This is a genomic window from Duganella caerulea, from assembly GCF_040362985.1.
Lineage (GTDB): Bacteria > Pseudomonadota > Gammaproteobacteria > Burkholderiales > Burkholderiaceae_D > Rugamonas > Rugamonas vulcania.
The window spans coordinates 922,763-949,532 of sequence record NZ_BPWJ01000001.1; the positions used below are offsets into that span (position 1 = coordinate 922,763).

Here is a 26,770-nt window from a genome sequence, read left to right on the forward strand (position 1 = left end):
CGGCCCGGCCCCGCGGCCGGCCTAGCGCAGCAAGCGCAGCGGATGCGGATAGGTGTAAGGCTGGTAGCCCGGCTTGGCAACGAGGAAGTAATCGCGGTTCAGGCCGATCGAGGACGGGCAGGTGTTGTCGATGCCGTTCGTCGTGTAGCCATTCTGCGGATTGGCCGAGTTGTTCCAGATGTACAGCGAACGGATCTGGTCCGGCCCCGGGTAGGTGCCGCACGAGAAGCCTTCGGCCATCAGCTCGATGGTGCGGCTGATGGTTGCGGTGGCGGTGTTGTTGAAGATGACGCCGTCGCCGCCGCGTATGCCGATCGCCGTGCGCTGCAGGCCGCCGCTGATGTTGGTGGAATAGTCGTTGTTGTACACCTCGAAACTGCGCGAGCCGCGCGGCGACGACGACAGTCCATGCGCATCGGTCATCGCATAGTCCTTGGCCGGATCGGTGCCGACCACGCGGTTGTAACGGAACACATACGAAGAACCGTTGTTGGAGGCGATGTTATGCCGGTTTCCGGAGAAATAATTGTTCTCCACATAGACCGCGTTGGGCGAGCCCAGGTCCAGTGCCGGCCACGCGCCGCCACCATACACCACCACGCCATACCCCAGGTTGCGCAGATCGGCGCTGTAGTTGTTGAGGAAGTTGTTATTGTAGATGACGCCGCGCTGGCCCGGCGCATCGCCGACATACACCGCGCTGAAGATGAAGTCCTTGAAGGTTGAGTCATACACGCGGAAATCGCGGCAGCCGTTGAGCAGGCCGAGCCCCTTGTCCTGAATCGCGCCATTGGCGTTGCCCACCAGCGTCATGCCGGAAAATACCGCGGCTTGGCCGTTCTGGCAGTTGAAGGCCACCAGGTAGCTGGTGTTGGGGACGGATCCCTGCCGGCGGATGATGGTCTTGTCCTGGCCGGCGCCATGCAGTGCCACGCCGGCCGGAATCGTCAGCTGCTGGACACCCCAGTTGCAATCGCCCGCGGGAATGGCGACGTTCATGCCCGGCGTCGCCGTGTTGACCGCGTTGCTCACGTCATTGAAGCTGCAACTGAGCGCGACCCGGTCGGGCGTTGGCGCAGGCGTCGGTGCTGGCGTCGGTGCTGGCACCGGCGTCGGCGCGGGCGTGGGCGTGGGCGTCGGCGTGGGCGTGGGCGTCGGCGTCGGCGTCGGCGTCGGCGTTGGCGTTGGCGTTGGCGTTGGCGTTGGCGTTGGCGTTGGCGTTGGCGTTGGCGTTGGCGTTGGCGTTGGCAGTATCGCCGATGCCGAACAGGCGTACGGACTCCAGAAGTAAGTGCTGATGGTCGGGTCCCAGCCTGGATTGTCGTGGGTGGCCTGGTAGTACTTGCCGTTGTCGGCATAGCGCACGATATCCTTGGTCAGGTATTTGTGGCCCCAGACCCAGTCAGGATAATTGCAGGTCGGTGCCGTGCTTGGCGGCGTGGACGGCGCCACCGGTCCGGGATTGACGGCCGCCCGCAGTGGATGCGGGTAGGCATAGGGCGTGTAGCCTGGCCGGGCGCTGAGGAAATAGTCGCGGTTGGCGCCGATCGAGGCCGCGCAGTGGTTTTGCAGCCCGCCCGGATAGGTGGGGCTGGCCACCGCGTTGCCCCAGATATACAGCGAGCGGATCTGGTCCGGGCCGGGATACTTGCCGCAGACGAAGCCGTCCGTATCGAGCTCCACCGCACGGCTGTAGCCGGACGGCACGGCGTTATTGAAGATCACGCCATCGCCGCCGCTGATGTTGATGGCCGAGCGGACCTGGCCGTTGACACCGGCGGCCAGGAAGGTATTGTCGTAAATTTCATAGCTGCGCGTGCCATGCGCCGCAGTGCTCAAGCCGTGTACGTCGGTCATGAAGAAATCCTTGGTGCCGGTGGTGGCCGCCACGGTATTGCGGCGGAACACAAAGCTTGCACCATTGTCGCTGGACACGCTTTGACGATTGCCGCTAAAGCTGTTGTCTTCGATGTAGACCGCTTCCTGGCCGCCCAGCGCCAGCGCCGGCCAGTCGCCGCCGCCGTTGATCTCGACCGCGTAGCCCAGGTCGCCAAGGTCCTTGCTGAAATTGTCGTTGAAGCGGTTTTGCGCGATCACGCCGCGCTGCCTGGCCGCGTCGCCGACATGGATGGCGGCATACACGAAGCGGCTGAACGCCGCGTTGGTGACCTTGAAGTCGCGGCACCCCTTGAGCAGGCCCAGGCCGGCGTCGCGTATCGTGCCATCGCCGTTGCCCACCAGCGCCATGTTGGAGAAGTCGGCCACTTGGCCGTTGGAGCAATCATAGGCGACCAGGTAAGTGCCGCGCGCCACCGCGCCGCTGCGCTGTATCGTGGTCGAGTCCCGTCCGGCGCCGCGCAGATAGACCCCTGCCGGCACCGTCAGTTGCGCGGTTCCCCAGTCACAGGTGCCGGCCGGTATCTGCACCGACATGCCCCCGCTGGCCTTGCGCACCGCGGCGTTCACGTCCGCGTAAGAGCAACTGGCGGCGTTGATGGTGTTCGATGAGGTGACTACGCCCTGGGCCAGCAGCACCGCTGCCGGCGCCGCCTGGGTGGCGGCGGGACCGCTGCTACCGCCGCAGGCGGCGACGGACAGGAGTCCGGCGACCGGCCACAGCGTGGCCAACGATCGTTGGATGGATTTCGGATGCATCGTTCAATTTCCCTTGCAAAAACAAATGTCGGTTCATAAAAGCCCTAGTAGTTTCTTGTTGTGGGCCAATATTACGATGAAACAATTTGTCGCTACAAGGAAAATTTCACATTATGAAATTTCCATGGAAAAATGCAAACCAGCAAAACCAGTTAAAAATTCCATGGAAAAAATGCCTGATCTCTTTCCTCTCGTCACATTGCTGCAGCGCAGCTACCGATTGAGAATTATTAAAAACAGTCCATGGCTCACTAAATTCATCAATTTAACCAGTTTAATGTTTTTACTTGAATAAGATTGCCAGATAAATATTACCGTTCAAATTCTGCGCCAAGAATTTCCTGATTGAAACTTTTTTTTGCGAAAAATATTTTGTGCACACCTGCGTGGCCGGTGTTGCGCGCCATCGTTTAGAGCGGAAAGAAGCGCTGCGCCAGCTGGCCGTTGGTCAGCCGCGCGGACGGCGGCGTGCAACTGGCCGCGTAGGCCAGGAAGGCCGACAGCTGCGGCCATGCCTGCAAGCGGTCGATGTCGAGCGCGTGCATCCACAAATGGAACACCCCGCCACGGCGCCGGGCCGCCTCCAGCAGCAGGTACAGGCGCCGCTGCCAGTCCTGCTGGCGAACGGCGATGTCCAGGGCAGGCAAGCGCTCCAGCCAGTGTCCGCCGCGCACGAAATTGCGCAGATAGACATCGCGCCGGTGCGGGTAAAACTGGCAGGTGGTCGGCATCTGATAGCGATCATGTCCCGGCCCCAGGAACAGGTTGCCGGTGGTGCGGGCGTAGGCGAAGCCGGCGTCGCGCACCAGCGCCACATCGCGCCTGCGATAGGCGCCGCCCGGATAGCAAAAGCCTTGTACGGCCTGGCCGAGGATGTGCTCCAGCGCCTGCTTGCCGCGCACGATCTGGAACCTCGCCTCGCGCTGCCCCAGGCGGCTGAGGAAACGATGGTCGAGCGTGTGCGATCCGACTTCGAAATCGCGGGCGATGCCGCGCATCGCCGCCTCCGCCAACACCGGCGCGCCCTCGGCATTTGTCACCGGAAAGTAGAACGTGGCCGGCAAGGCGTGGCGCCCGAGCAGGTCCGCCAGCCGGACATCGGACGGATGCCCATCGTCGATCGAACAGGTAAACACGAAGCCCATGCAGTCCTCCAAATAGCTGCGCGGACTGGGTTCGCTCCGGCAGCGCGCCGATTTCACTAAGGAAAATTTGTCGTGGACAAACGACAACTAATTATCCTGAGGCAACGTTCGACCGTCCTAAAACTGTTCAAGATCACTTATCCATAAATAATTTCAAAATGCCCACAATACAAATCAGATAATTCTTATATATTTATCAGCAGAATCTGATTGACAAATTGAATATAGCAATTCTCCCAATTCTTCTGGGAACTATTCAGTCCGAAGTCACCCCATGTCGCGAGGATTCATTATTACCGGGCGCTCCGTTCAGCCGCTGAACCGGCCGCCACGCCGATTGTTAGTTATCAGGAGATAGGCATGTTTTCCATTTATCCTTCAATCGCAACCCCTCATTACGGCCCTCGGCCCTCCGCCATGAACAGCCTGGCCCGGCCGGCGGCGCCCCGCCAGTCCACACTGGCCGAACTGTGCAAATTGCTGGGCATCTGCGCGGACTTGCAGGGCCAGCCTCCCAACCTGCGTTTCCATCACCTGCGCCTGCGCACCGGCGACTGCCTGTACCAGACCGGCGAGCCGTTCCGGCATCTGTACGCGCTGAACAGCGGCTTCCTGAAGGCGGTGCTGGACCTGCCAGACGGGAATGAGCAGGTGGTCGGCTTTTCGCTGCGCGGCGCGCTGCTGGGCATCGACGGCATTTGCTCGCGCTCCCACGCCAGCAGCGCCATCGCCCTTGGCGATGCCGACCTGATCCAGATACCGGCGCAGGTGCTGCGGCAACTGGCCAGGACCTGTCCCGGCTTCTCGCGCGGGCTCTACAGCGCAATCTCGCGCGAGCTAACGCGCACCAGGCCGGCGATCAGCCGCACAGGCCTGACCACGCGCGGCAGGGTCGGCAGGCTGCTGCTGGACCTGGCCGACCGCTTCGCGGACATGGGTTACTCCGCCGCCGAGTTCAACCTGCCGATGACACGCGCCGAAATGGCCAGCTACCTGGGCATGGCGCAGGAGACGGTCAGCCGCGCCCTGCTGGAGCTGGAAGCCAAGGGGCTGATTCAGCTGGACCAGCGCACCATCCGCATCGTCGACCGCGAGCGGCTGCGCGCACTCAAGCGCTTGCCGCGACTACGCCCATTCAACTGTGACTAGCCGGAAGGGAACCTCTATGTCTGCCGCATGGATCATCTTTAACAATGCATTGCAAGAATTAATCGGCCCGGGAGGCCATCGCCAGCGCCTGGCGCGCGCCTGCAGCCCCGGGCTGCAGACACTCAAATCGAAAGAGGTACCGCAGGAAAGCCGCGCCGACTTCGGCGCGCTGCTGCAGTTGATCGGCGCCGCAGGCAGCTCCACGCCGGCCGACGTCGCCTCACGGATCGCCTCGCTGAGCGAGGGCCAGCTGCTGCTGGCGGCGGAAACCATGCTGTCGATCTATGACCAACTGGCGCGCTACCAGCCGCTGAGGGTTCCGGGCACCAGAGGACGCGGGAAGAGAACCGCGGCAGGCGCCGGTGCGCGCACCGCTGCGGCGCCGGCACGCCGTCCCACGGACCTGTGCCAGGAAGAATGACCGTGCCGGCGCAGCGCTAGGCCGGCCCATCGGCCAGCCGGCGCAGCGCCTGCGGATCGACGATGTCCACCATGCGCCGGTGGATGGCGAGAAAGCCGGCGCGCTCGAACTGGTGCAGCAGGCGGCTGACGGTCTCCGCCATCATGCCCAGGTAGTCGCCGATGTCCTGGCGCGTCATCGCCAAATGCAGCTGCCGCCGCATCTGTCCCGGGGCCCCGTGGTGCAGCGCCTGGGCCAGCAGGAAGCCGGCCAGCTTCTGGTCCGCCCTGCCCTCGCGCACCAGCAAGGCGCGCCACTGCTCGCGGACCAGCGCCCTGCTCAACAGCCGGTCGAGCTGCGGCAGGATGTCGGCGCTGCGCAGATTGGCGTGCGCCAGCCGCGGATAGGAGAACTCGCACAGCACGCTGTTGGTCAAGGCCACCGCGCTGCACCGCTGGTCCGGCTTGCCGATGGTGTCGAGCCCCAGGATATCGCCTTCCGCCTGAAAGCTGGCGACGCGCTGCGCGCCCTGGGTCGACAGCTGGTAGATCTTGAACTGGCCGACCCGTATCGCATACAGCTTCTGCGCGACCGCCTGATCCATCCAGTACAGATGCTCTCCGCGCGGCAGGAACACCCGGCGCTCGACCAGACGGTCGATGACGCCGCAATCCTGGTCGTCGAATGCGCCCGGCACGCACTGCTGGCGCACCGGGCAGTCCAGGCAGGATGGCGCGGCGCTGGCGGGCCGGCGCCGCGGCAGCCGCAGCGATTGCACCAGGTCGTGCTCGGACGGCTTCATGCGGCAACGCGGTCGCCGGCGGCAAACTCCACCACCGCGCGCTCGCTGCCGGCGATGCGGCAAAGGCGGGGCGCGTCGCAAATGGTGATCAGGCGGCGCTCGGCCTGGACCACGCCCTCGGCGCCGAAGCGCGCCAGGCTGCGGCTGACGCTCTCGGCGGTCAGGCCCAGGAACTGGGCGATGTCGACCCTGGCCATCTGCAGCCGGAAGCTGCGCGCCGAATAGCCCGCCGCGCCAAAGCGATGCGACATGTTGAGCAGGAAGGCGGCCAGGCGCTGGTCGGCGCCGCTGCAGCGTAACATTTGCGCCAGGTTGCGCGCCTGCGCGGCCGCATCGCTGAGCAATTCGTGCAGCACCAGATGGGCCTGCGTCAGCTGCAGCAGGGACACCTCGCACACCTCGCTGTCCTCCAGCGCCACGGCCTGGCAACGATGCAGCCGCAGGCCGAGCGCCTCCAGCGCCAGGAACTCCTTGGTCATCTGAAATCCGGTGATGTGCAGGCTATCGCCGACGCCAACCCTGCAGGTCTTGAAGGCGCCGTAGCGCACCACATACAACAGGTTCTTGACGGGGTCGCCGCAGTGGTACAGCACGCCGTCGCGCGGCACACGGATGCGCCGTTCCGGCAGCGCGTCGCGCCCCCCTGCGCCGCGCCACCTGTGCAGCGGCGCGCCAGCGGGGGATGGATGGGCGGTGGGCGGTTTCAAGTGTTCTTCTCCGGTCATGATCGTCGCGGACACCGGCAGCGTCCGGCAGATAGTGAAATGCTAAAGACTTCACCATCGGCGCCCATGATGATTGTCACTTGGCGGCCGCGTCGGACAACGCCGCAGCGGGAACCCGTCCTCGCCCCCGCCAGCGCTACAGGATTTGCGCCGGCGCGTTTCCATGTTGCGCCGCGGCTGCGCGCTGGCCGTCGCGCCGGCGGTCGCCGCCGGTCCGGCGCCGCTCGCGCATCAGCGGGACCGCGACGTGCAGCACCACGCCGCCGGTTGCCACGGTCGCGATGCGCAGCCGCCCGCCCAGCATGCCAGCCCGTTCGCGCATGCCGCGTATCCCGTGGCGGCCGCCAACATCCGTGGCCGCCTGCGCCAGGCCGACGCCGTCGTCGATGACCGTCAATTCCAGCTGTTGCGGCGACTGCGCCAGGACCACGGTGACGTTGGCGGCGCGCGCATGGCGCAGGATATTATTCAACGACTCCTGCAGGATCCGGAACATGGCCAGCTTGCAGCGGGCATCGAGCTCAACCGGATCGCCGATCACCCGCAATTTGCACGACAAGCCGCTGCGCAGGCGAAACTGCTGCAGCTGCCATGCGCAAGCGTCGGCCAGCCCCTGCTCCAGCACCACCGGATGCAGATCGTTGATGATCATGCGCACGCCGCCCAGCGACTGGTCCAGCCGCGCCAGGCCCTCCTGCAACAACGCCTGGGCCGGATGCTGGCCCGCGCCGAGTTGCTGCTGCAGCCGCACCAGGTCCATGCGCAGCACCAGCAGCCCCTGGCCCACCTCGTCGTGCAGCTCGCGCGCGATGCGCGCCCGCTCGGCTTCCCTGGCGTCCTCCAGCTCGCTCAGCATCCTCTTCCCCCCGCTTGTGATGGTCGCTACATTTTATCCGGCCCGGCCGCCGCGGCTCCTGCTCATTGTCATTTTTTCCGGTGCGCGCCGGCGGAGTGACGACGGTCAAGGCAAGCACGCCCCGGGCGGCCACACTGTGGGGCCGGCGCTGTCCGCTGGCGCACCGCTGACGAGGGCAACATGAACGCCTACACCATACGAAAATCCCTGCTGGCCATGGTTGCGGTCCAGGTGCTGACGGCATCGGCGGCCGGCACGGCCCTGTCCTGTTACGCCGGCCTGGCCGAGCGCCGGCTGCTCGCGGCGCAAGCGCAGCAGGCCGCGCGCTCGCTGCAGCTCGATCTCGACGCCGAGTTCGACGCGTACCGCAGCCTGGCCAGCGCACTGGCCGCCGCACCGGCGCTGCGCCAGCACGACTGGCGGGCGTTTCAGCAACAGGCGCAGTGGGCGCTGCGGCACAGCAAGGCCGACAATTTGACCTTGATCACCGTCGCTGGCCAGCCGCTGGTAGACACGCAGCGGCCGTTCGGCGCCGACCTGCCGGGCCCTCCGGAGCCCGCCGTGCTGGCGCGCGCCGCCGCCGGCGAACGGCCGGTGATTTCGGACCTGTACCTGGGCGCGGCCGGCGCCGCGCACACCATGAGCGTGTGCGTGCCGGTCTGGGAAGACCGCAGGCTGGCGTACTTCATCAATGTCGGCGTGGCCGCGACGCGCTTCTCGGCGATGCTGGCGGCGCGCGGGTTGCCGCCCGGCTGGCGGGTCACGCTGCTGGACGGCCGCGGCACGGTCGTCGCCCGCAACGGCGACGACCGGGCATGGGTGGGAAAAAAAGCCGCGCCGGCGCTGTTGCGGGCGCTGGGCGACCAGGGCGCATCCGCTCCGGCCACCATTGCCAACGGCGACGCGCAGGTCTACCAGTTTGGCGCCCGTTCGCCGGCCAGCGGATGGCGTGTCGGCATCGGCGTGCCGGTGGCCGACATGTGGGCGCGGCTGTGGGTCATGCTGGGACTGACGCTGGGAGCGGCCATCCTGCTGGCCGGCCTGGGCGCGTGGCAGGCCGGCGCCCGCGGCCAGGCGCTGCGGCGGGCGCTCGACGAGTTGCGCGCGCTGGCGCGGGCGCTGGCGACCGGCCGCGCATCGACAACACGCCCGCTGGAACTGGCCGAGGCACGCAGGGTGGCGCGGGCGCTGGCCCAGGTCGGGCTCAAGATGGACAGCATCGCCCAGGCGCAGCGGGCGGCCGAGGCGGCGCTGCACCGGGCCCGCGCGGACCTGGAGGCGCAGCTGCGCTCGCGCGCCGCGGAACTGAAGCAATCGCGCCACCTGCTGGCCGCCATCATCGAGTACATGCCGGCCATGGTGTTCGTCAAGCGTGCCGGCGATCTGCGCTACCAGATGCTCAACCGCGCCGGCGAACTGCTGCTGGGCATGCCCAGGGCACAGGTGGTCCAGATGAACGATATCGATCTGCTGGGCACCGAACAAGGGCAGCAGCGCATGGCGGCCGAACGCCGCGCGCTGGCCTCCGAACAGGTGGTGGAGATCGACGAGGAGCCGATCCGGCTGCCATCGGGCGCGATCCGCTCGCTGCGCACGCACCGCTGCGCGCTGCGCGACGCCAACGGCAAGCCCAGCTACTTGCTCGGCATCTCGCTCGACATCACCGACAGCCAGCACGCCGCCGAGCAGTTGCGGATCGCCGCCGTGGCGTTCGAGTCGCAGGAGGCCATGCTGATCACCGACAGCCATAACGTCATCATCCGCGTCAACCTGGCGTTTTCAGCCAGCAGCGGCTACGACGCCAGCGAGGTGCTCGGCCGCACGCCGAAGATGCTGCAGGCGGGGCGGCACGACGAGGCGTTCTACGCCGACATGTGGCACACGATACACCAGCGCGGCGCCTGGCAGGGAGAGCTGTGGGTCCGCCGCAAGAGCAATGAGGTCTATCCGGCCTGGACCACGATCAGCGCGATCCGCGATCCACAGGGCCGCATCTGCCACTACGTGTGGGCCCAGACCGACATCAGCGCGCGCAAGAAGGCCGAGGAAGAAATCCGCCAACTGGCGTTCTTCGATCCGCTCACGCGCCTGCCGAACCGGCGCCTGCTGCTCGACAGGCTGCGTCACGTGATCGGCAACGCCAGGCGCAACGGCAAATTCAGCGCCCTGATGTTCATCGACCTGGACAACTTCAAGCTGCTGAACGACACGCTGGGCCACGACCAGGGCGACCGCCTGCTGCAACAGGTGGCCGAGCGCCTGCCCGCCTGCGTGCGCGCGGGCGACACGGTCGCCAGGCTGGGCGGCGACGAATTCGTCGTCGTGCTGGAGGAGCTCGATACCGACAGCCAGGCCGCGGCGCTGCATGCCCAGGCGGTCGGCGAGGACATCCTGGCCGAGCTGAACCGCCCTTACCAGCTGGCCGGACGCAGCTGCCGTTGTTCGCCCAGCATCGGCATCACCATGTTCTCCGATCACAATGTCAGCGTCGACGACCTGCTCAAGCGCGCCGACCTGGCGATGTACCAGGCCAAGAAGCATGGGCGCAACACGGCGCGCTTCTTTGAGGAGAACATGCAGGTGGCGGTCGACACGCGCGTCCAGCTTGAGCACGAGTTGCACGAGGCGCTCAGCCATGGACAGTTCGAACTGTATTACCAGGCCCAGGTCGATCACGCCAATCAGGTGACCGGGGCCGAGGCGCTGCTGCGCTGGATCCACCCGCAACGCGGCATCGTCGAGCCCGAACAATTCATCGGGCTGGCCGAGGATACCGGTTTCATCGTGCCGCTGGGGCGCTGGGTGCTGCAGCAGGCTTGCGCCCAGCTCAGCACGTGGCGCGGGCTGCCCGTCCTGGGCGGCCTGAGCGTCGCCGTCAACATCAGCAGCCGCCAGTTCCTGCAGGCGGACTTCGTCGAGCAGGTGCTGCGCACCGTCGAGCGCAGCGGCGCCGACCCGTGCAAGCTCAAACTCGAACTGACCGAAAGCATGCTGTTGAAGGATGTCACCGGCGTCATCGCCAAGATGGAGACTCTCAGGCGACATGGCATCAGCCTGTCCCTGGACGACTTCGGCACCGGCTACTCCTCGCTGTCGTATCTGAAACGGCTGCCGCTCGACCAGCTGAAGATCGACCGCAGCCTGGCCTGCGACCTCCAGAGCGATCCCGACGACGCGGCCATCGCCCGCATCATTCTGACGCTGGGCCAGTCGCTGGGCCTGTCGATCGTGGCCGAAGGGGTCGAGACGGAGGCGCAACGGCATTTTCTTGCGGCGCTGGACTGCAGGCTGTATCAGGGCTACCTGTTCAGCCGGCCGCTGCCCGAGCAGGCGTTCCGGCGCTTCGTGCACGCCACGCTGGCGCCGGCGCCCTAGCCCGGCGCGCCCGGCCGGGCGCGGCGCACGGCGCTCTCAGGCGTCCCCGGCGGCCGGATAGCCGACCGACTGTGTCGCGACGATCCACTGCGCCGGCGCCAACCCCAGCGCAGCCGCCAGGGCGGGACGATCGAAGGCGTCGCGCACCACCGTGGCCAGGCCCTCGGCGGCACACAGCAGATAGACGTTCTGACTGATGAAGCCCAGGTCGGCGGCGGCCGCCAGCTTTTGCTCGAACCGGCCGGCGCCGTCGTCGTCGCCATCGAGGCTGGCCACATACACCAGGTTGACGGGGGCGCTGGCGGCAAACTCCTGCATGCCGGTCGCGGCGCGCAGATCCTGCGCCGACACCGGCGCCAGCAACAGGCGCCGCGCGTCAAAGCGGAAAGCGCCCTCGGCCAGTGCGACGTAGATATCGATGACCTGACGGTCGCGTGACGAGGGCGCCGTGCGCTGGCGGCCGTCGCCACAATTATTGCCCCACGCCGCCCACAACAGCGACGACAGCTGGTGCGCCGACAGGCCGCGCCCATCGAACGCGCGCGCCGAGCGCCGCCGCCGCAACAGCTCCAGCAGCGTCGCCGTGGCCGGCACCACGTCGGCATCGTACATCAGGGCGGCGGGCCCCATCAGCGGCACCGGGGCCGGCAAGATACAGTTGTTCTCCATCGTTCTTCCTCTGGTCCGACATATCAATACGCGCCGCCCGTGCCGCCCCTCCGGATCCACCGCGGCATGGCGGGGCGAAAACCGGCGCGCGGCGCCACACCGCCGCCCACAGACATCGCTTTTTGCAAGTTACCTGTTTATCTATCAAGTATTATTGGTTATAATTGATTTGTGATTAAGAATGAAGGCTCCACTTCCATCACTTGAACCGTGGCCGCTGTCAAGACTAGCGGATTCAAAATATGCCGGACATTGTCGAACAGACCCCGTGTGCACGCTGCCCCCACCCCGACCTCTGCCTTGATCCGCAGGGTAAGCTCAGCTTGGCCAGGCAGCGCGTCCGCGTCGAACGCAACCAGCCGCTGTATCGCGTCGGCGACCCGGTCGACCATCACATCTACAGCATCCGCGCCGGCAGTTTCAAGCTGGAGCGGCCAGCGCCCCACCGCGCCGGATCCCAGGTCATCGACTTCCTGCTGCCGCCCGCACTTCTGGGACTCAATGAAATTGGCAGGGATCGCCACGCCTGCAGCGCGATCGCGCTCGAGCAGAGCGAGGTCTGCCGCATTCGTTGGGGGCGCGCGGGCGGCGCGCACCAGCAGCCGTCGCAACGCAGCGCGCAACACGCGCTGCTGGCCGCCGCCATCCGTCGCCAACAGCGCGTCCTGCTGACGCAGCAGGCGATACGCGCGGACACCCGCCTGGCCTCGCTGTTGCTGCAGCTGTCCCAGGTCCATCGCGACAATGGCTTCTCCGGCAACCGCTTCCGCCTGCCGATGTCGCGCAACGACCTTGCCAGCTACCTGAGTGTTACGCCGGCATGCGTGGGCCGCCTGTTCGACCAGTTCGCGCGCGAGGGCATATTGACCAAAGACAGGCGGGAAATCACGCTGCACTGCCTGGCCAGCGTCGCACACCTCGCCAAAGGCAGAGCTGCCCGGTCCTGACGCCCACCCTCCCGCTACCTGGCGCGCGTTGCGGCGGCCAGCGCCTGCTGCAGCGGCTGCGATTGCGGGTTGCTCACACTGCCCGCCGCGATATCGTGCGGCGACAAGCCACGCGCATAATAGCCGTTCGTCATATCCTCGTTGTAGCGAATATCATTCAGTCCGACCGCGACGGCATCGCCGAACAACCCCTTGGCCGCGCTCCAGGCCAGCACGTCGCCGGTGCCGGCAGTGCCCTGCGCCAGCCGGGACCAATTCACCACCGTCAGGCCCGCTTCCGCGCTCAGGGAGAAGTTATTGTTCTTCATGAACTCACCGACGGCCTTGTCGTTGTTGAGCACCATCGCAATGGCCCCCCCCTCGGCACCGGCCTGCAGGCCGATCGTCAAGCCACCCAAGTTGTAAAACGCCGGGCCGCTCCAGCTGCCGTCCGGCCGTCGCAGCAGCAGCACCCCGGCGCCGCCTTGCGCGCCGACGCCAAGCGCCGCGCGGCCGTAGGCGGGAACGATCAGCACACCCTTGGCCTGACGCAGCCATTGCCGCATGCGCGGCTCGGCCTCCATCTGACGCACCACGGCAAGGGCGTCATCAACGCGCCGGACGGCGCGCTGCGCCGGTCTGGCGGCGAAGTCGGTCTGACCGGGCTGTCCGGCCTGGGTGTCGGTGTTTTGGGCCGCCGCGTTACACGACAAGCCAGCGATCAGGGCGGCCAGCAGGCCTGCCCGCGAATAGGAGGTAATAGGCATGACTTTTCCTTTGCGGATTAGCTACGCGATGCGTGCGGGATTCCATGCTAGCGCCGATGCGGGCACGCCCCCATTGATTACTGTCACAGCGGAGCCAGATCCGGTCAAGCTTCCCGCGCCGAACAAAAAAGCTGGCGCACTTGATTTGCCACACGTTGGCCGCTGCCGCGCCGCGCAAGCGCAGGTAGGGTAGACATTTTTCCGGCAGCGACGAAAGCGAAACAGGAGACCACGATGAACAAAGCCTTCCGGCATATGCTGATATGCCAAGAACTGCTTGAGCGGGAATCGCCGTCAGCGGCCCGGGCGTATTGCCTGCGGCAAGGCATCGAGCCGCCGCACGCCGGCAGCCACGACCCGAGCGCGGCGGCCGACAAGCTGGGCGACTATGGCTGGTGGGTCAAACGCCTCAAAAGGCGCAGGGCACGCGAATCGCCAAGATAGAAGCCAACACCGCCGAGTTCGCCAGCATCATCCCCGACATGCAAATGGCGTTACGCGCCGGGATGCAGGCCGTGCTAGCGGACGACATCTTGCATGCACGGCACTGGACGGCGCAGCACCAAAAAAAAGCCCCTGAAAATCAGGGGCTTGGTCTCATCCGTTTTCCCGCCAGCACCAGCGGCTGCCGGCTACGGAATCACTCCCACTCGATGGTCGCAGGCGGCTTGCCCGAGATATCGTAGACCACGCGGTTGATGCCGCGCACTTCGTTGATGATGCGGTTGGACACCTTGCCCAGCAGCGCGTGCGGCAGGTGCGCCCAGTGCGCGGTCATGAAGTCCTGCGTCTGCACGGCGCGCAAGGCCACCACGTATTCGTAGGTGCGGCCGTCGCCCATCACGCCCACCGACTTCACCGGCAGGAACACCGCGAACGCCTGCGACGTTGCCTCGTACCAGTTGGTCGGCACGCTGTCCTGGTCGAAGCCTGGCACCACCACCGGCTCGTACGGCGTGTTGCGCAGCTCTTCGATGAAGATGGCGTCGGCGCGGCGCAGCAGGTCGGCGTAGTCCTTCTTCACTTCGCCGAGAATGCGCACACCCAGGCCCGGGCCCGGGAACGGATGACGATAGACCATGTCATGCGGCAGGCCCAGCGCCACGCCCAGCTTGCGCACTTCGTCCTTGAACAGTTCGCGCAGCGGCTCCAGCAGTTGCAGCTTCATGTGCTCCGGCAGGCCGCCCACGTTGTGGTGGCTCTTGATGGTCTGGCCCTTCTTGCCCTTGCCGGCCGATTCGATCACGTCCGGGTAGATGGTGCCCTGCGCCAGCCACTTGGCGTTGACCAGCTTGCCCGACTCGGCGTTGAACACCTCGACAAATTCGCGGCCGATGATCTTGCGCTTCTGCTCGGGATCGGACACGCCGGCCAGGTGGCCCATGAACTGGTCCTCGGCGTCGATGCGGATGACCTTGACGCCCAGGTTCTTGGCGAACATGTCCATCACCATCTTGCCCTCGTCCAGGCGCAGCAGGCCGTGGTCGACGAACACGCAGGTCAGCTGGTCGCCGATGGCGCGGTGGATCAGCGCGGCGGCCACCGACGAATCGACGCCGCCGGACAGGCCCAGGATCACTTCATCGGTACCCACCTGCGCGCGGATTTTCTCGACCGCTTCCGAGATGTAGTCCGGCATGTTCCAGTCCGATTTGCAGCCGCAGATCTCGTGCACGAAGCGGCCCAGCATGGCCTTGCCCTGCACCGTGTGGGTCACTTCCGGGTGCCACTGCACGCCGTAGAAACGCTTCTCCTCGTGCGCCATGGCGGCGATCGGGCAGCTCGGGGTGTTGCCCATCAGGACGAAGCCCGGTGGCATCTCCAGCACCTTGTCGCCGTGGCTCATCCATACTTTCAGCATGCCGTGGCCTTCGTCGGTGACGAAGTCGTTGATGCCGTCGAGCAGCTTGGTGTGGCTGCGCGCGCGCACCTCGGCGTAGCCGAATTCACGCACCAGGCCGTTCTCGACCTTGCCGCCCAGCTGGGCCGCCATGGTTTGCATGCCGTAGCAGATCCCCAGCACCGGCACGCCCAGTTCGAACACGGCTTGCGGCGCGCGCGGCGAGTCGCCGTCCAGCGTCGAGTTGTGGCTGCCCGACAGGATCACGCCGGCGGCGCCGTAGTTGCGCACGAATTCGTCGCTGACGTCGTACGGGTACACTTCCGAGAACACGCCGGCGTCGCGCACGCGGCGCGCGATCAGCTGGGTGACTTGGGAGCCGAAATCGAGGATGAGGATTTTTGAGTGCATGAGTAATGTACTGGAGAGGTAAAGAATAGAAAAACGCCGGCTTTGCTAAGCCGGCGTTGCAAGGACGGTTTAGTCGCCGGAACGGTAGTTCGGCGCTTCCTTGGTGATCTGCACGTCGTGCACGTGCGATTCGCGCATGCCGGCCGAGGTGATCTCGACGAACTCGGCTTTGCTGCGCAGTTCGTCGATGGTGGCGCAACCGCAGTAACCCATCGATTGACGCACGCCGCCCACCAGCTGGAAGATGATCGCCAGCACGCTGCCCTTGTAGGCGACGCGGCCTTCGATCCCCTCGGGCACGAACTTGTCGGCCTTCATGGTGGCGTCCTGGAAGTAGCGGTCGGCCGAACCGTCGGACATGGCGCCCAGCGAGCCCATGCCGCGATACGATTTGTACGAACGGCCCTGGTACAGGATCACTTCGCCCGGCGCCTCTTCGGTGCCGGCGAACATGGAGCCCATCATCACGGTCGACGCGCCGGCCGCCAGGGCCTTGGAGATGTCGCCCGAGAAGCGGATGCCGCCGTCGGCGATGCATGGCACGCCGGTGCCTTCCAGCGCTTCGGCCACGTTGGAGATGGCGGTGATCTGCGGCACGCCGACGCCGGCCACGATGCGGGTGGTGCAGATCGAACCGGGGCCGATGCCGACCTTGACCGCGTCCGCGCCGTGCGCGACCAGCGCCTTGGCGGCGGCCGCGGTGGCGATGTTGCCGCCGATGACGTCCACTTGCGGGAACTTGGTCTTGATCCATTTCACGCGGTCCAGGATGCCTTGCGAGTGGCCGTGGGCGGTGTCGACCACCAGCACGTCCACGCCGGCGGCGACCAGCAGTTCGATCCGCTCTTCATCCTTGGCGCCGACACCGACAGCGGCGCCGACCAGCAGCTTGCCCTGCGAGTCTTTCGACGCCAGCGGGTGCTCGGTGGATTTCTGGATGTCCTTGACGGTGATCAGGCCGCGCAGTTCGAAGGCGTCGTTGACGACCAGCACGCGCTCGAGGCGGTGCTTGTTCATCAGGCGCTTGGCTTCGTCGCGGTCGGCGCCTTCCGCGCCCTCTTTGACGAACACCAGTTTTTCGCGCGGGGTCATCTTGGCGCGGGCTTCGGCGTCGAGTTCCTGTTCGAAGCGCAGGTCGCGGTTGGTGATGATGCCCACCACTTCCTTGCCTTCGACGACAGGGAAGCCGGAAATGCCATATTGCTCGGTCAGCTTGATGACGTCGCGGATCTTCATGGTCGGCGGAATCGTGATCGGATCACGCAGCACGCCGGCCTCGAAGCGCTTGACGCGCGCCACTTCGCGAGCCTGATCTTTCGGATTCAGGTTCTTGTGGATGATGCCTATGCCGCCCTCTTGTGCCATGGCGATCGCCAGGCGGGCTTCGGTGACCGTGTCCATCGCTGCGGACAGCAACGGGATGTTCAGGCTGATGTTACGGGTCAGGCGAGTTTTGAGGGACGTATCGGCAGGCAGAACATTCGAGTACGCTGGGACGAGAAGCACATCATCAAACGTGAGTGCTTTTTGGAGTAGACGCATAGCATTTCCTATAGGCGCAAAAGCAGATTATACAGAATCAGCCATGGTTTGTCCGAAACTTCTGCAAACCGCCGGAAACGCCCGGTTAAACCACTGCATGCATTTTTGCAAGTTTGCTTTCCTTTAAGCATGAATTCCTGACCATGTTGCAAAAAAGCCTCGACTGCGGCCTCTAATTGTCCGGTGCGCAAATTACTGTCGAGCTCGGAAATATCGGGCGTCGCGACGTTTCCAGGCCGCCATTCGTGGATATTTTATAAATAATATATATAGATAGCCAAGAAAAATTGCTGTACTTTATTAAACGTAGTCATTTGGGCCAGATGCACGCAAACGTCGCATCAGGCATGTTCAACACGCTCGCTTGCAGCGCAGGCAAATCAATACCATTGGGGCACTATGAACTTGAATAAATACCTGATCGGACTCGTGGCTTCCGTCGCCACCTGCTCCGCCTTCGCCAGTCCCTTGTTATCCGAGGGATTCAATGACATCAACACCCTCGGCGCCAGCGGATGGGTGATGACCAACAACAGCAGCCCCGCCGGCGCGACCAATTGGTTCCAGGGCCAGGAGTTCGCGTTCCCCGCCGCTGCTGGCGCCAGCAATTCCTACATCGCGGCTAACTTCGACAACGCAGGCTTTGGCGGCGCCATCAGCAACTGGCTGATCACCCCGGAAGTGGCCATGGCGAACGGCGAAAAACTGAACTTCTCGCTGCGCCTGCTCGGCGAGTCCACCCTCGGCCTGACCGATACGGTTGAGGTCTATTACAGCGCGCATGGCGCCAGCACGAATGTCGGCTCCTCGACCACGTCGACCGGCGACTTCGTCCTGCTGCACCCGGCCTTCTCCAGCGGCTCCGACACCGGCTGGCAGAACTACTCCTTGTCCTTGGCGGGCCTGTCGGGCGCCACCACTGGCCGCTTCGCTTTCCGCTACGTGATCGACGACAACTCCCTCAACGGCAATCAGATCGGCATCGATACCGTGAGTATCAGCGCCGTGCCTGAACCAAGCACCGCTCTGATGCTGTTGCTGGGCCTGGGCGTGGTGGCGTTCAGCCGCAAGAAGCTGCGCCTGCTGGCCTTGGCCGGCCTGTCCGCCAGCACGCTGGTGGCGCAAGCGGCCGAGCCGCAGACCGGCGCCAATGGCCTGATGAGCTTCCCGAACGCGCGCGTCGCCGTACAGCCTGAGCTGGTCGCGACCGCCGCGCCAGCCGGCAGCGGCATGGTCGCCTATAAAGATCCCGCCACTGGCCAGCTGGTCGGCCCGTCGGCCGAACAGGCAGCCGAGCTGGCCGCCGCGGCCGTGCCCGCCGCCGCCAGCGTGCAACCCAGCGGCCGCCAGGCAGCGACCGCCCGCGTCGCCCCGCTGACCACCGCGCGCGGCGGCGTCGGCCGCAAGCTCGACGACTCCACCGCCAGCTACGCCGTCGTCCACAAGGACGCCAACGGCCAGCTGGTCGAATCCTGCGTCCCCGGCGAAGAAGTCGCCAGCCACCTGGCGCACGGCCCCAGCCTGCCAGCCGCACAAGGAGAACAACAATGAAGCGCTTCACCCTGAACGCAGCGGCCGCAGCGGCCGCCTGCCTGTTCGCCTCGTCCAGCTGGGCCGCCGCCACCATCGTGATCGTCAACGGCGACCCGGCCAACGTCGGCTTCAATGACCCGACCGTGGTCGCTCCCGTCGGCGGCAACGCCGGCACCACGCTGGGCGTGCAGCGCCTGAACGCGTTCCAGGCCGCCGCCAACAAATGGGGCGCCACGCTGACCAGCACCACCCCGATCCGCGTGCTGGCCACGTGGGAAGCGCTGACCTGCACCGCCACCTCGGCCGTGCTGGGCAGCGCCGGCGCCACCGAGGTCTTCCACGACTTCGACGGCGCGCCGCAGGCCGGCGCCTGGTTCGGCAAGGCCCAGACCGCCAAGCTGACCGGCTCCGATCCGGATTCGTCGGTGGCCGACATCCGCGCCCGCTTCAACATCAACCTGGGCAAGTCCAACTGCCTGGCCGGCTCGCCGTTCTACCTGGGCCTGGACGCCAACCACGGCACCGCCGTCGACCTGGTGACCGTGCTGACCCATGAATTCGGCCACGGCCTGGGCTTCCAGACCTACACCAACGGCTCGACCGGCACGCAGCTGGGCGGCGTGCCCAGCGTGTGGGACTTCTACCTGAAGGACAGCACCACCAACAAGCTGTGGAAGGACATGACAGACGGCGAGCGCGCCGCCTCGTCGCTCAAGTCCGGCAAGCTGGTCTGGACCGGCCCGATCGCCAACAGCTACGTCGGCACCGTGCTGCAGCAAGGCGCCCCGGCGCTGACGCTGATCAGCCCGGCAAACATCGCCGGTAACCTGCAGGTCGGCACGGCCAGCTTCGGCCCGGCGCTGAGCAGCCCTGGCCGCACCGGCGAAATCATGCCGGTGGTCGACACCGCCCCCAACCTCGGCCTCGCCTGCGGCCCGCTGTCGGCGCTCAACGCCGCCGCGGTCAACGGCAAGATCGCGCTGGTGGACCGTGGCGTGTGCGCCTTCACCATCAAAGCCAAGGCCGTGCAGGACGCCGGCGCGATCGGCATGATCGTGGCCGACAACGCTCCCGGCTCGCCGCCGCCAGGCCTGGGCGGCAGCGACCCGAGCGTCACCATTCCAGCGGTCCGCATTTCGCAGGACGACGGCATCGCCCTGAAAGCGGCCCTGGCCAAGCGCACCCGTCTGCATTCCAACGTGTTCGCCAACCTCGGCGTGAACCTGGCGCTGCGCGCCGGCGCCGACGCGGCGGGCCGCCTGCAGATGTTCGCGCCCAACCCGTATCAGCCAGGTTCGTCGGTGTCGCACTTCGACGTCAGCGCCTTCCCCAACCTGCTGATGGAACCGGCGATCAACAACGACCTGACCCACGAAGTCACGCCGCCGTTCGACCTGTCCTTCCCGCTGCTGCGTGATGTAGGCTGGTAAGCACCACGGCGGCATCCGCCACCGAAAGCCCGTCGCCCTCCGGACGACGGGCTTTTTTCTTTGCGGTTGACAGTGGCGGCGAATCATGGCGAAATCGGGGCTGGCCTTACTGGAGCCTCACCATGACTTACCGTATCCTGCGCGGCCTGGCCGGCGCCCTGCTGCTGGCAGCTTCCTCGCTGGCGATGGCCCAGTACATCTGGATCGACGACAAGGGCGTCAAGCAGTTGTCGGACCGTCCGCCGCCGCCGTCGGTGCCGGAAAAGCGCATCCTGAAGGCGCCCGGCAAGGCGCCGTTCAATCCCAACGCCGAGCCCGAAACGCCGGCCGAAGAGCCGGCGCCGGAAGCGGCGATCAAGCGCCCGCCCACGCTGGCCGAGCGCAACGCCGACTACAACAAGCGCAAGGACGAAGCGGCGGCCGCCGCCAAAAAGGCCGCCGACGAGGCCCAGCAAAAGGCCGATATCGCCGCCAACTGCGACGCCGCCCGCAAGAACCTGCAGGCGCTGGCCGACGGCGTGCGCATGACCAACTACGACAGCAAGGGCGAACGCGGCATCATGGGCGACGCCGAACGCGCCGAAATGACGAAAAAGAATCAAAAAGTGTTGGCCGGATGCAAATAGCCACTGTCGGTTGGCGGCCTTGCTGCCGTATGATATCGCTATCAACATTTCTTCCCGGCCCAACATGATCAAACCAGCAGCGAACAAGAGCCGCGCCAGCGGCCGCATCACCTTGGCGATGGTGGCGGCGCACGCCGGCGTGGCCACCATGACCGCCTCGCGCGCCATCACCCAGCCGGACATGGTGTCGCAGGCGCTGCGCGACCGGGTGGACCAGGCCGTCGTCGAACTGGGCTACGTGCCCAACCGCGCCGCGCGCGCGCTGGCCTCGTCGCAGTCCAAGGTGATCGCGGTGCTGGTGCCGTCGCTGTCGAACGCGGTGTTCACCGAGGTGCTGGCCGGCATCCAGGACGCGCTGGACGCCGACGATTACCAGATCCTGATCGGCAATACCCGCTACTCCGACAAGGAAGAGGAAAAGCTGATCGGCACCTACCTGCAGTCCAATCCCGACGGCATGCTGCTCTCCGGCCTGAGCCACAGCCCGCGCGTGCAGCAGATCCTGACCAACTCGCGCGTGCCGGTGGTGTCGATGATGGACATGTCCACCGATCCGTCGCAGCTGACGGTGGGCTTCTCGCAGGTGCAGGCCGGCTACGCGATGACGCGCTACCTGATCGACAAGGGCCACAAGCGCATCGGCTTCCTGGCCGCGCAGCTGGACGAGCGCACGCTGCGGCGCGCCGAAGGCTACCGCCAGGCCATGCAGGAAGCCGGCCTGCTCGACGCCAAGCTGGAGGTGATGGTGGGCGAGCCGTCCACCATCGCGCTGGGCGCCGAGCTGCTGGGCCGCATGCTGGCACAGGCGCCCGATTGCGACGCCATTTTCTGCTGCAACGACGACCTGGCGCACGGCGCGGTCTACCAGTGCCAGCGGCGCGGCATCAGCGTGCCGGCGCAGCTGGCCATCTGCGGCTTCAACGACCTGCCCGCGTCGGCGTGGATGAATCCGTCGCTGACCACGGTCGCCACGCCGCGCTACCGCATCGGCTACGAGGCGGCCAAGCTGCTGCGCGCCGTCATCAAGGGCGAAGACCCGGCCAACAAGCAGATCGACCTGGGCTTCACGCTGATGGCGCGCGAAAGCGCATAGATGGTTGCGGCGCCGCTGCGCCGCAACATCAAATCTTGTTTACAAATTTCGCCAAACGCTTACACTGCGATCACCTTTGTTAGCGCTACCATAGTGGACCGACATGTGAAGACTTCCCTGACCTGGCGTGAAAAAATCAGCTACGGCATCGCCGATATGGGTTTCAATTTTTATTGGACCAATATCGCCACCTTCCTGCTGATCTTCTACACCGACGTCTTCGGCATCTCGGCCGCGGCGGCGGCGTCCATGGTCTTCGCCATCAAGATCGTCAACGCCTTCACCGATCCGCTGATCGGCGCCCTCGCCGACCGCACCCGCACCCGGCACGGCAAGTTCCGCCCCTACCTCATCTGGGTTTCGGTGCCGCTGGCCTGCGCCGCCGTCCTCACCTACACCACGCCCAACCTGCCGCAGGGCGGCAAGATCGCCTGGGCCTACGGCAGCTATCTGCTGATGATGGTCTGCTACACCGGCATCAACATCCCGTACAACGCCTTGTCCGGCGTGCTCTCGGCCGATCCGCAGGAGCGCTCCACCGTCAACGGCCTGCGCTTCATCTTCGCCTTCGCCGGCGGCACGCTGGTGACCGCAGCCACGCCGGCGCTGGTGCGCTGGCTGGGGCACGGCGACGACCGGCTGGGCTGGCAGCTCACCATGCTGGCCTGGGGCGTGCTGGCGTCGGCGCTGTTCGCGCTGACCTTCCTCAACACCCGCGAACGCATCGCGCCGCCCCCCGCGCAGAACAGCAAGGTGTGGCAGGACATCGGCGACCTGTCGCGCAACCGGCCATGGGTGGCGCTGTTCTTCCTGGCGCTGATCATCATGATCACCATCACGCTGCGCACCACCAGCGCGGCCTACTACTTCAAGTACGTGGTCGGCCGGCCGGAGCTGATGCAGGGCTTCGTGCCGGCGTATATGATGTCGGCCGCCGCCGGCGCCGCGCTCACGCCGGTCCTGACGCGCTACGTCGACAAGCGGACGCTGATGATGATCCTGATGAGCATCACCGCCCTGCTGTCGCTGGCCTTCTTCTTCGTCGGCAAGGAGCAGGTCACGTTGATGTTCGCGCTGCAGATCGCCACCGGCCTGGCGCTCGGGCCGAAATCGCCGCTGGCGTTCTCGATGTACGCCGACACCGCCGACTACAACGAATGGCGCACCGGCCGCCGCGCCACCGCGATGACCTTCGCCGCCGCCACCTTCTCGCAAAAGCTGGGCACCGCCGTCGCGGTGGCCGTCATCGGCTGGCTGTTCACGCGGCTGGGCTACGTGGCCAATGTGGCGCAGTCGGCCGGCTCGCAGGCCGGCATCGTCTGGCTGATGTCCTTGATACCGGCGGGGTTCGCGCTGTGCGCCGTCGCCGTGATGTACTTCTATAACCTCGACAACGCCATGCTGGCCAGGATCCAGGCCGACCTGGCGGCGCGCAAAACAACTATGGAGACCGATTGATGCTGCGTCCTACCCACGACGGCGACCGCTACGAACTGACCAGCCCCACGGCCATGCCGCGCGCGGCGGGCTTCCTGTGGAACCAGAAGATGATGATACAGGCGACCTGCCGCGGCTACGCCACCGCGCAGTTCATGCAGCCGGAGCCGGCCAAGTATGCCTACGCGCCCAACCTGGAGGCCAAGACCTTCATGCAGCCGGAGCAGAACTACTACGCGCATCATCCGGGCCGCTTCTTCTACATCAAGGACGAGGACAGCGGCGAGCTGTTCTCGGCGCCGTACGAGCCGGTGCGCGCGCCGGTGGACGCCTTCACTTTCTCGGTCGGCAAAAGCGATATCGGCTGGACCGTCGAGCACCTGGGCGTGCGCGTCGAGCTGACATTGAGCCTGCCGGTGGAGGACGTGGTGGAACTGTGGTCGCTACGCGTGACCAACCTGTCCGGCCGGCCGCGCAGGTTGAGTGTCTACCCCTACTTCCCGATCGGCTACATGTCGTGGATGAACCAGTCCGGCGAATACCGCGCGGACCTGGGCGGCGTGGTGGCCAGCTGCGTCACGCCGTATCAAAAGGTGGGCGACTACTTCAAGCAGAAGGACTTCAAGGACAAGACCTACTTCCTGTGCGAGGAAGCGCCGCAGGCGTGGGAGGTGCAGCAGGCGGCCTTCGAAGGCGAAGGCGGCTTGCATCATCCGTCGGCGATCGAGGCGGACCAGCTGTCCAACGGCGACGCGCGCTACGAGACGCCGGCCGCCGTGGTGCAGTACCGGCTCGCGTTGGCGGCCGGCGCGTCGCACGACTACCGCTTCATCTTCGGCCCCGCCTTCGACGACGCAGAGATCCGCGCGGTGCGCGCCAAATACCTGAGCGCCGCCGCCTTCGACGCGGCGCGCGCAGATTACGCCGCCTACATCGCCGGCGGGCGCGGTTGCCTGCGGATCGAAACGCCGGACGCGGACCTCGACAACTTCGTCAACCACTGGCTGCCGCGCCAGGTGTTCTATCACGGCGACGTCAACCGCCTCAGCACCGATCCGCAGACCCGCAACTACCTGCAGGACAATATGGGCATGAGCTACATCCGCCCCGGCGTGATGCGCGCGGCCTTCCTGCACGCGCTGTCGCAGCAGGAAGCCAGCGGCGCCATGCCGGACGGGATCCTGCTGGCCGAAGGCGCGGAACTCAAATACATCAACCAGGTGCCGCACACCGACCATTGCGTGTGGCTGCCGGTCGCGCTCAAGGTCTATCTCGACGAGACCGGCGACTACGGCATCCTCGACGCCGAAGTGGCCGGCCATGAAGGCGGCGCCACGCTCAGCGTCGCCCAGCGCATGCACCGCGCCATGGACTGGCTGCTGCAGGCGCGCGACCAGCGTGGCCTGAGCTACATCGCGCAGGGCGACTGGTGCGATCCGATGAACATGGTCGGTTACAAGGGACGCGGCGTGTCCGGCTGGTTGACGGTGGCCACCGCGTACGCGCTGAACCTGTGGGCGGAGATCTGCGAACAGCGCGCGGACGCGCCGCTGCTGGCAAGCGCCAGCCGCTTCCGCGCCGGCGCCGTGGCGGTCAACCAGGCCGCCAACGAGCACCTGTGGGACGGCGCCTGGTACGCACGCGGCATCACCGACGACAACGTCAAGTTCGGCATCGCCAAGGATGTGGAAGGCCGCATCTGGCTCAACCCGCAGGCCTGGGCCATCCTGGGCGGCACCGCCGACGCCGGCCAGCGCGCCTCCATGCTGGAGCAGGTCGAGCAGCAGCTGGCGACACCCTACGGCGTGGCGATGTTCGCGCCGCCGTACAGCGCCATGCGCGATGACGTGGGCCGCGTCACGCAGAAGCATCCCGGCTCGGCGGAGAACGGCGCGGTCTACAATCACGCCGCCGTGTTCTACATCCACAGCCTGTACACCATCGGCGAGGGCGACCGCGCCTACCAGCTGCTGCGGCAGATGATCCCCGGCCCCGACGAAGCCGACTACCTGCAGCGCGGCCAGCTGCCGGTGTTCATCCCGAACTACTATCGCGGCGCCTGGCGCGAGTATCCGCGCACGGCCGGCCGCTCCAGCCAGTTGTTCAATACCGGCACGGTGTCGTGGGCCTACCGCTGCTTCATCGAGGGCTTGTGCGGCTTGCGGGGCGACGCCGACGGCTTGCGCATCGCGCCGCAACTACCGAAGGTGTGGGATGCCATCAAGGTCACGCGCGAGTTCCGTGGCGCGACGTTCAAGCTATCGATACGGCGGGCGGACGTCGCCGACGTCCAGGTCTGGCGCGATGGCGAATGTTTGGCCGATGCGCGCGTGACCGGCATCGTGGCGGGCGCGGTCCAGGCGCTGGAGGTGTTGATCCCCCGATGAACTAGCTGGAAGGCGCTACTCCTTCCAGCTGACGTCCATCGCGCCGAGAAATTTGTCGTTCCAGACCACCACCGTGGCGCTGACGAAGGTGCCATTGCTGTTGCCCATCACGAGGATGTTGTTGACGTGGTAGCGATACTTGGCGCCCTCCTTCTGCGCCGCCAGCTCTTCGGCGTGGCGGCCACGCTCGCCGAGCATCAGCGTGAAGAACATGACGCCGTATCCCGCCAGCAGCAAGGCGCCCAGCGCCAGCGGCACGCGCATGTCGTAGGGCTTGCGGCCCTCGAACGCCCGCGCCTGCCGGATCGCCGGGTCGCTCAGCAAGTGCAGCATCCACAGCGACATGGCGCTCTTGAACACCGGCAGCAGGAAGTTGATCGCGTACGCGGAGGGCTGCAACGCCAGCTGCGTCAGCGTCAGGTCCAGCGGCTGCATGAAGGCCATCAACGGCCACAGCGCCAGCATGGGCACGCCCAGCACGGCCAGCCAGCGCAGCACGATCGCGACCCGCAGTCCGCCGAACGCCAGCAGCAGCATCACGACCAATGACGACACGTCGATGTTGAACATCGATCCCATCCCGTGCATGGCATTCCAGATGCCGGCGGCGACGTCGACCGCCGCCACGCACGCCATCACCCTGGCCGCGCGGCGCATGACAGGCCGATAGCTGGCGGGATCGGCGCGGGGCCGGTCCGCGATCACGGCGGCGGGCGGCGCGGCCGATGCGCCAGGCTGGGCGCCCGATACGCCGGGGTGTGCGGCCGATACGCCGGGCCGATCGCCCGATGCGGCGGGCTGCGCGGCCAATTCCGCCAGCCGCGCCTCGATCTGCGCCACGCGTTCGGGAAAGCGTTCGGCATCGATGCTGCGGCGGATTTGCCGCAGCTGTTCTTGGTCGTACTTGGAATAATCGGGCTGGTTCAACATTGCTCCATCGCGGGTTCGGGCATGGAGTGTAGCCGAGCGCGCGGCACTTGCGCAAACCGGCGCGGCGATCGG

The 26,770-nt window shown here is 66.1% G+C and carries 22 protein-coding genes; 12 read left to right on the forward strand and 10 right to left on the reverse strand.

What is annotated here, in order from left to right:
- Positions 1-21 precede the first annotated feature (21 nt).
- Complete coding sequence (locus ACUJB0_RS03905) at positions 22-2,466, reverse strand: hypothetical protein (protein ID WP_444844092.1); 2,445 nt, start codon at positions 2,464-2,466, stop codon at positions 22-24.
- A 28-nt stretch (positions 2,467-2,494) separates the two neighbouring features.
- Here ACUJB0_RS03905 and ACUJB0_RS03910 point away from each other — a divergent pair, with 28 nt between their 5' ends.
- The gene (locus ACUJB0_RS03910; protein WP_444844093.1) at positions 2,495-2,950 is read left to right on the forward strand and encodes a hypothetical protein; all 456 of its coding nucleotides are present in this window, start codon (positions 2,495-2,497) and stop codon (positions 2,948-2,950) included.
- 115 nt (positions 2,951-3,065) lie between these two features.
- Here ACUJB0_RS03910 and ACUJB0_RS03915 read toward each other — a convergent pair whose 3' ends face one another.
- On the reverse strand, positions 3,066-3,800 hold the full coding sequence (locus ACUJB0_RS03915) for a polysaccharide deacetylase family protein (RefSeq protein ID WP_444844094.1): 735 nt from the start codon (positions 3,798-3,800) through the stop codon (positions 3,066-3,068).
- A 417-nt stretch (positions 3,801-4,217) separates the two neighbouring features.
- Here ACUJB0_RS03915 and ACUJB0_RS03920 point away from each other — a divergent pair, with 417 nt between their 5' ends.
- Together ACUJB0_RS03920 and ACUJB0_RS03925 are read left to right on the forward strand one after the other, a co-directional pair.
- Positions 4,218-4,949: a Crp/Fnr family transcriptional regulator gene (locus ACUJB0_RS03920; RefSeq protein ID WP_444844095.1), complete on the forward strand. Its 732-nt coding sequence runs from the start codon at positions 4,218-4,220 to the stop codon at positions 4,947-4,949.
- Positions 4,950-4,998: 49 nt separating this feature from the next.
- Entirely contained in the window at positions 4,999-5,370 is a 372-nt protein-coding gene (locus ACUJB0_RS03925; protein ID WP_444844096.1) for a hypothetical protein, read from the forward strand.
- A 16-nt stretch (positions 5,371-5,386) separates the two neighbouring features.
- Here ACUJB0_RS03925 and ACUJB0_RS03930 read toward each other — a convergent pair whose 3' ends face one another.
- The 3 genes from ACUJB0_RS03930 to ACUJB0_RS03940 all read right to left on the reverse strand — a co-directional run bounded on the left by ACUJB0_RS03930 (position 5,387) and on the right by ACUJB0_RS03940 (position 7,732).
- The gene (locus ACUJB0_RS03930) at positions 5,387-6,151 is read right to left on the reverse strand and encodes a helix-turn-helix domain-containing protein (protein WP_444844097.1); all 765 of its coding nucleotides are present in this window, start codon (positions 6,149-6,151) and stop codon (positions 5,387-5,389) included.
- Entirely contained in the window at positions 6,148-6,858 is a 711-nt protein-coding gene (locus tag ACUJB0_RS03935) for a helix-turn-helix domain-containing protein (RefSeq protein ID WP_444844098.1), read from the reverse strand. Before ACUJB0_RS03935 ends, ACUJB0_RS03930 begins: the two co-directional genes overlap by 4 nt.
- A gap of 154 nt (positions 6,859-7,012) precedes the next feature.
- Complete coding sequence (locus tag ACUJB0_RS03940) at positions 7,013-7,732, reverse strand: sensor histidine kinase (RefSeq protein ID WP_444844099.1); 720 nt, start codon at positions 7,730-7,732, stop codon at positions 7,013-7,015.
- Between the two features lie 180 nt (positions 7,733-7,912).
- Here ACUJB0_RS03940 and ACUJB0_RS03945 point away from each other — a divergent pair, with 180 nt between their 5' ends.
- Positions 7,913-11,107, forward strand: coding sequence for an EAL domain-containing protein (locus ACUJB0_RS03945; RefSeq protein WP_444844100.1), 3,195 nt, complete (start codon positions 7,913-7,915; stop codon positions 11,105-11,107).
- 36 nt (positions 11,108-11,143) lie between these two features.
- Here the strand turns inward: ACUJB0_RS03945 and ACUJB0_RS03950 are convergent, their stop codons facing one another.
- Positions 11,144-11,776: a nitroreductase family protein gene (locus tag ACUJB0_RS03950; RefSeq protein ID WP_444844101.1), complete on the reverse strand. Its 633-nt coding sequence runs from the start codon at positions 11,774-11,776 to the stop codon at positions 11,144-11,146.
- Between the two features lie 242 nt (positions 11,777-12,018).
- On the opposite strand from ACUJB0_RS03950, the gene ACUJB0_RS03955 reads away from it, so the two are divergent.
- Positions 12,019-12,723: a Crp/Fnr family transcriptional regulator gene (locus ACUJB0_RS03955; protein WP_444844102.1), complete on the forward strand. Its 705-nt coding sequence runs from the start codon at positions 12,019-12,021 to the stop codon at positions 12,721-12,723.
- A 14-nt stretch (positions 12,724-12,737) separates the two neighbouring features.
- Here ACUJB0_RS03955 and ACUJB0_RS03960 read toward each other — a convergent pair whose 3' ends face one another.
- Entirely contained in the window at positions 12,738-13,469 is a 732-nt protein-coding gene (locus ACUJB0_RS03960) for a lipid-binding SYLF domain-containing protein (RefSeq protein WP_444844103.1), read from the reverse strand.
- A 234-nt stretch (positions 13,470-13,703) separates the two neighbouring features.
- On the opposite strand from ACUJB0_RS03960, the gene ACUJB0_RS03965 reads away from it, so the two are divergent.
- Positions 13,704-13,913 carry a hypothetical protein gene (locus ACUJB0_RS03965; protein ID WP_444844104.1) on the forward strand — a complete coding sequence of 70 codons (210 nt, stop codon included), beginning with the start codon at positions 13,704-13,706 and terminating at the stop codon, positions 13,911-13,913.
- Between the two features lie 196 nt (positions 13,914-14,109).
- Here the strand turns inward: ACUJB0_RS03965 and guaA are convergent, their stop codons facing one another.
- Together guaA and guaB are read right to left on the reverse strand one after the other, a co-directional pair.
- Entirely contained in the window at positions 14,110-15,720 is a 1,611-nt protein-coding gene (gene guaA, locus ACUJB0_RS03970; RefSeq protein WP_444844105.1) for a glutamine-hydrolyzing GMP synthase, read from the reverse strand.
- Between the two features lie 69 nt (positions 15,721-15,789).
- The gene (guaB, locus tag ACUJB0_RS03975) at positions 15,790-17,262 is read right to left on the reverse strand and encodes an IMP dehydrogenase (RefSeq protein ID WP_117011286.1); all 1,473 of its coding nucleotides are present in this window, start codon (positions 17,260-17,262) and stop codon (positions 15,790-15,792) included.
- A gap of 399 nt (positions 17,263-17,661) precedes the next feature.
- On the opposite strand from guaB, the gene ACUJB0_RS03980 reads away from it, so the two are divergent.
- The 6 genes from ACUJB0_RS03980 to ACUJB0_RS04005 all read left to right on the forward strand — a co-directional run bounded on the left by ACUJB0_RS03980 (position 17,662) and on the right by ACUJB0_RS04005 (position 25,768).
- Positions 17,662-18,813: a choice-of-anchor J domain-containing protein gene (locus ACUJB0_RS03980; protein WP_444844106.1), complete on the forward strand. Its 1,152-nt coding sequence runs from the start codon at positions 17,662-17,664 to the stop codon at positions 18,811-18,813.
- A complete protein-coding gene (locus ACUJB0_RS03985) occupies positions 18,810-20,225 on the forward strand; it encodes a PA domain-containing protein (protein ID WP_444844107.1) in 1,416 nt (471 codons plus the stop codon). The genes ACUJB0_RS03980 and ACUJB0_RS03985 overlap by 4 nt, the downstream gene beginning before the upstream one ends.
- Before the next feature lie 122 nt (positions 20,226-20,347).
- The gene (locus ACUJB0_RS03990) at positions 20,348-20,851 is read left to right on the forward strand and encodes a DUF4124 domain-containing protein (protein WP_444844108.1); all 504 of its coding nucleotides are present in this window, start codon (positions 20,348-20,350) and stop codon (positions 20,849-20,851) included.
- 64 nt (positions 20,852-20,915) lie between these two features.
- Positions 20,916-21,944 (forward strand): HTH-type transcriptional regulator GntR, encoded by a 1,029-nt coding sequence (gene gntR / locus ACUJB0_RS03995; RefSeq protein WP_444844109.1) that lies wholly within the window; start codon positions 20,916-20,918, stop codon positions 21,942-21,944.
- 105 nt (positions 21,945-22,049) lie between these two features.
- Entirely contained in the window at positions 22,050-23,402 is a 1,353-nt protein-coding gene (locus tag ACUJB0_RS04000; RefSeq protein WP_444844110.1) for an MFS transporter, read from the forward strand.
- Positions 23,402-25,768: a GH36-type glycosyl hydrolase domain-containing protein gene (locus ACUJB0_RS04005; RefSeq protein ID WP_444844111.1), complete on the forward strand. Its 2,367-nt coding sequence runs from the start codon at positions 23,402-23,404 to the stop codon at positions 25,766-25,768. The genes ACUJB0_RS04000 and ACUJB0_RS04005 overlap by 1 nt, the downstream gene beginning before the upstream one ends.
- Positions 25,769-25,783: 15 nt before the next feature.
- On the opposite strand, the gene ACUJB0_RS04010 is transcribed toward ACUJB0_RS04005, so the two are convergent.
- A complete protein-coding gene (locus ACUJB0_RS04010; RefSeq protein ID WP_444844112.1) occupies positions 25,784-26,695 on the reverse strand; it encodes a hypothetical protein in 912 nt (303 codons plus the stop codon).
- Positions 26,696-26,770 lie beyond the last annotated feature (75 nt).

What these genes read in the sequence shown, in the direction of transcription:
- ACUJB0_RS03910 (WP_444844093.1), top strand. Translation starts at nt 2,495, where the DNA reads ATGGTGTTCGATGAGGTGACTACGCCCTGGGCCAGCAGCACCGCTGCC.
- ACUJB0_RS03915 (WP_444844094.1), bottom strand. Translation starts at nt 3,800, where the DNA reads ATGGGCTTCGTGTTTACCTGTTCGATCGACGATGGGCATCCGTCCGAT.
- ACUJB0_RS03920 (WP_444844095.1), top strand. Translation starts at nt 4,218, where the DNA reads ATGAACAGCCTGGCCCGGCCGGCGGCGCCCCGCCAGTCCACACTGGCC.
- ACUJB0_RS03930 (WP_444844097.1), bottom strand. Translation starts at nt 6,151, where the DNA reads ATGAAGCCGTCCGAGCACGACCTGGTGCAATCGCTGCGGCTGCCGCGG.
- ACUJB0_RS03940 (WP_444844099.1), bottom strand. Translation starts at nt 7,732, where the DNA reads ATGCTGAGCGAGCTGGAGGACGCCAGGGAAGCCGAGCGGGCGCGCATC.
- ACUJB0_RS03945 (WP_444844100.1), top strand. Translation starts at nt 7,913, where the DNA reads ATGAACGCCTACACCATACGAAAATCCCTGCTGGCCATGGTTGCGGTC.
- ACUJB0_RS03950 (WP_444844101.1), bottom strand. Translation starts at nt 11,776, where the DNA reads ATGGAGAACAACTGTATCTTGCCGGCCCCGGTGCCGCTGATGGGGCCC.
- ACUJB0_RS03955 (WP_444844102.1), top strand. Translation starts at nt 12,019, where the DNA reads ATGCCGGACATTGTCGAACAGACCCCGTGTGCACGCTGCCCCCACCCC.
- ACUJB0_RS03960 (WP_444844103.1), bottom strand. Translation starts at nt 13,469, where the DNA reads ATGCCTATTACCTCCTATTCGCGGGCAGGCCTGCTGGCCGCCCTGATC.
- ACUJB0_RS03965 (WP_444844104.1), top strand. Translation starts at nt 13,704, where the DNA reads ATGAACAAAGCCTTCCGGCATATGCTGATATGCCAAGAACTGCTTGAG.
- guaA (WP_444844105.1), bottom strand. Translation starts at nt 15,720, where the DNA reads ATGCACTCAAAAATCCTCATCCTCGATTTCGGCTCCCAAGTCACCCAG.
- guaB (WP_117011286.1), bottom strand. Translation starts at nt 17,262, where the DNA reads ATGCGTCTACTCCAAAAAGCACTCACGTTTGATGATGTGCTTCTCGTC.
- ACUJB0_RS03980 (WP_444844106.1), top strand. Translation starts at nt 17,662, where the DNA reads ATGAACTTGAATAAATACCTGATCGGACTCGTGGCTTCCGTCGCCACC.
- ACUJB0_RS03985 (WP_444844107.1), top strand. Translation starts at nt 18,810, where the DNA reads ATGAAGCGCTTCACCCTGAACGCAGCGGCCGCAGCGGCCGCCTGCCTG.
- ACUJB0_RS03990 (WP_444844108.1), top strand. Translation starts at nt 20,348, where the DNA reads ATGACTTACCGTATCCTGCGCGGCCTGGCCGGCGCCCTGCTGCTGGCA.
- gntR (WP_444844109.1), top strand. Translation starts at nt 20,916, where the DNA reads ATGATCAAACCAGCAGCGAACAAGAGCCGCGCCAGCGGCCGCATCACC.
- ACUJB0_RS04005 (WP_444844111.1), top strand. Translation starts at nt 23,402, where the DNA reads ATGCTGCGTCCTACCCACGACGGCGACCGCTACGAACTGACCAGCCCC.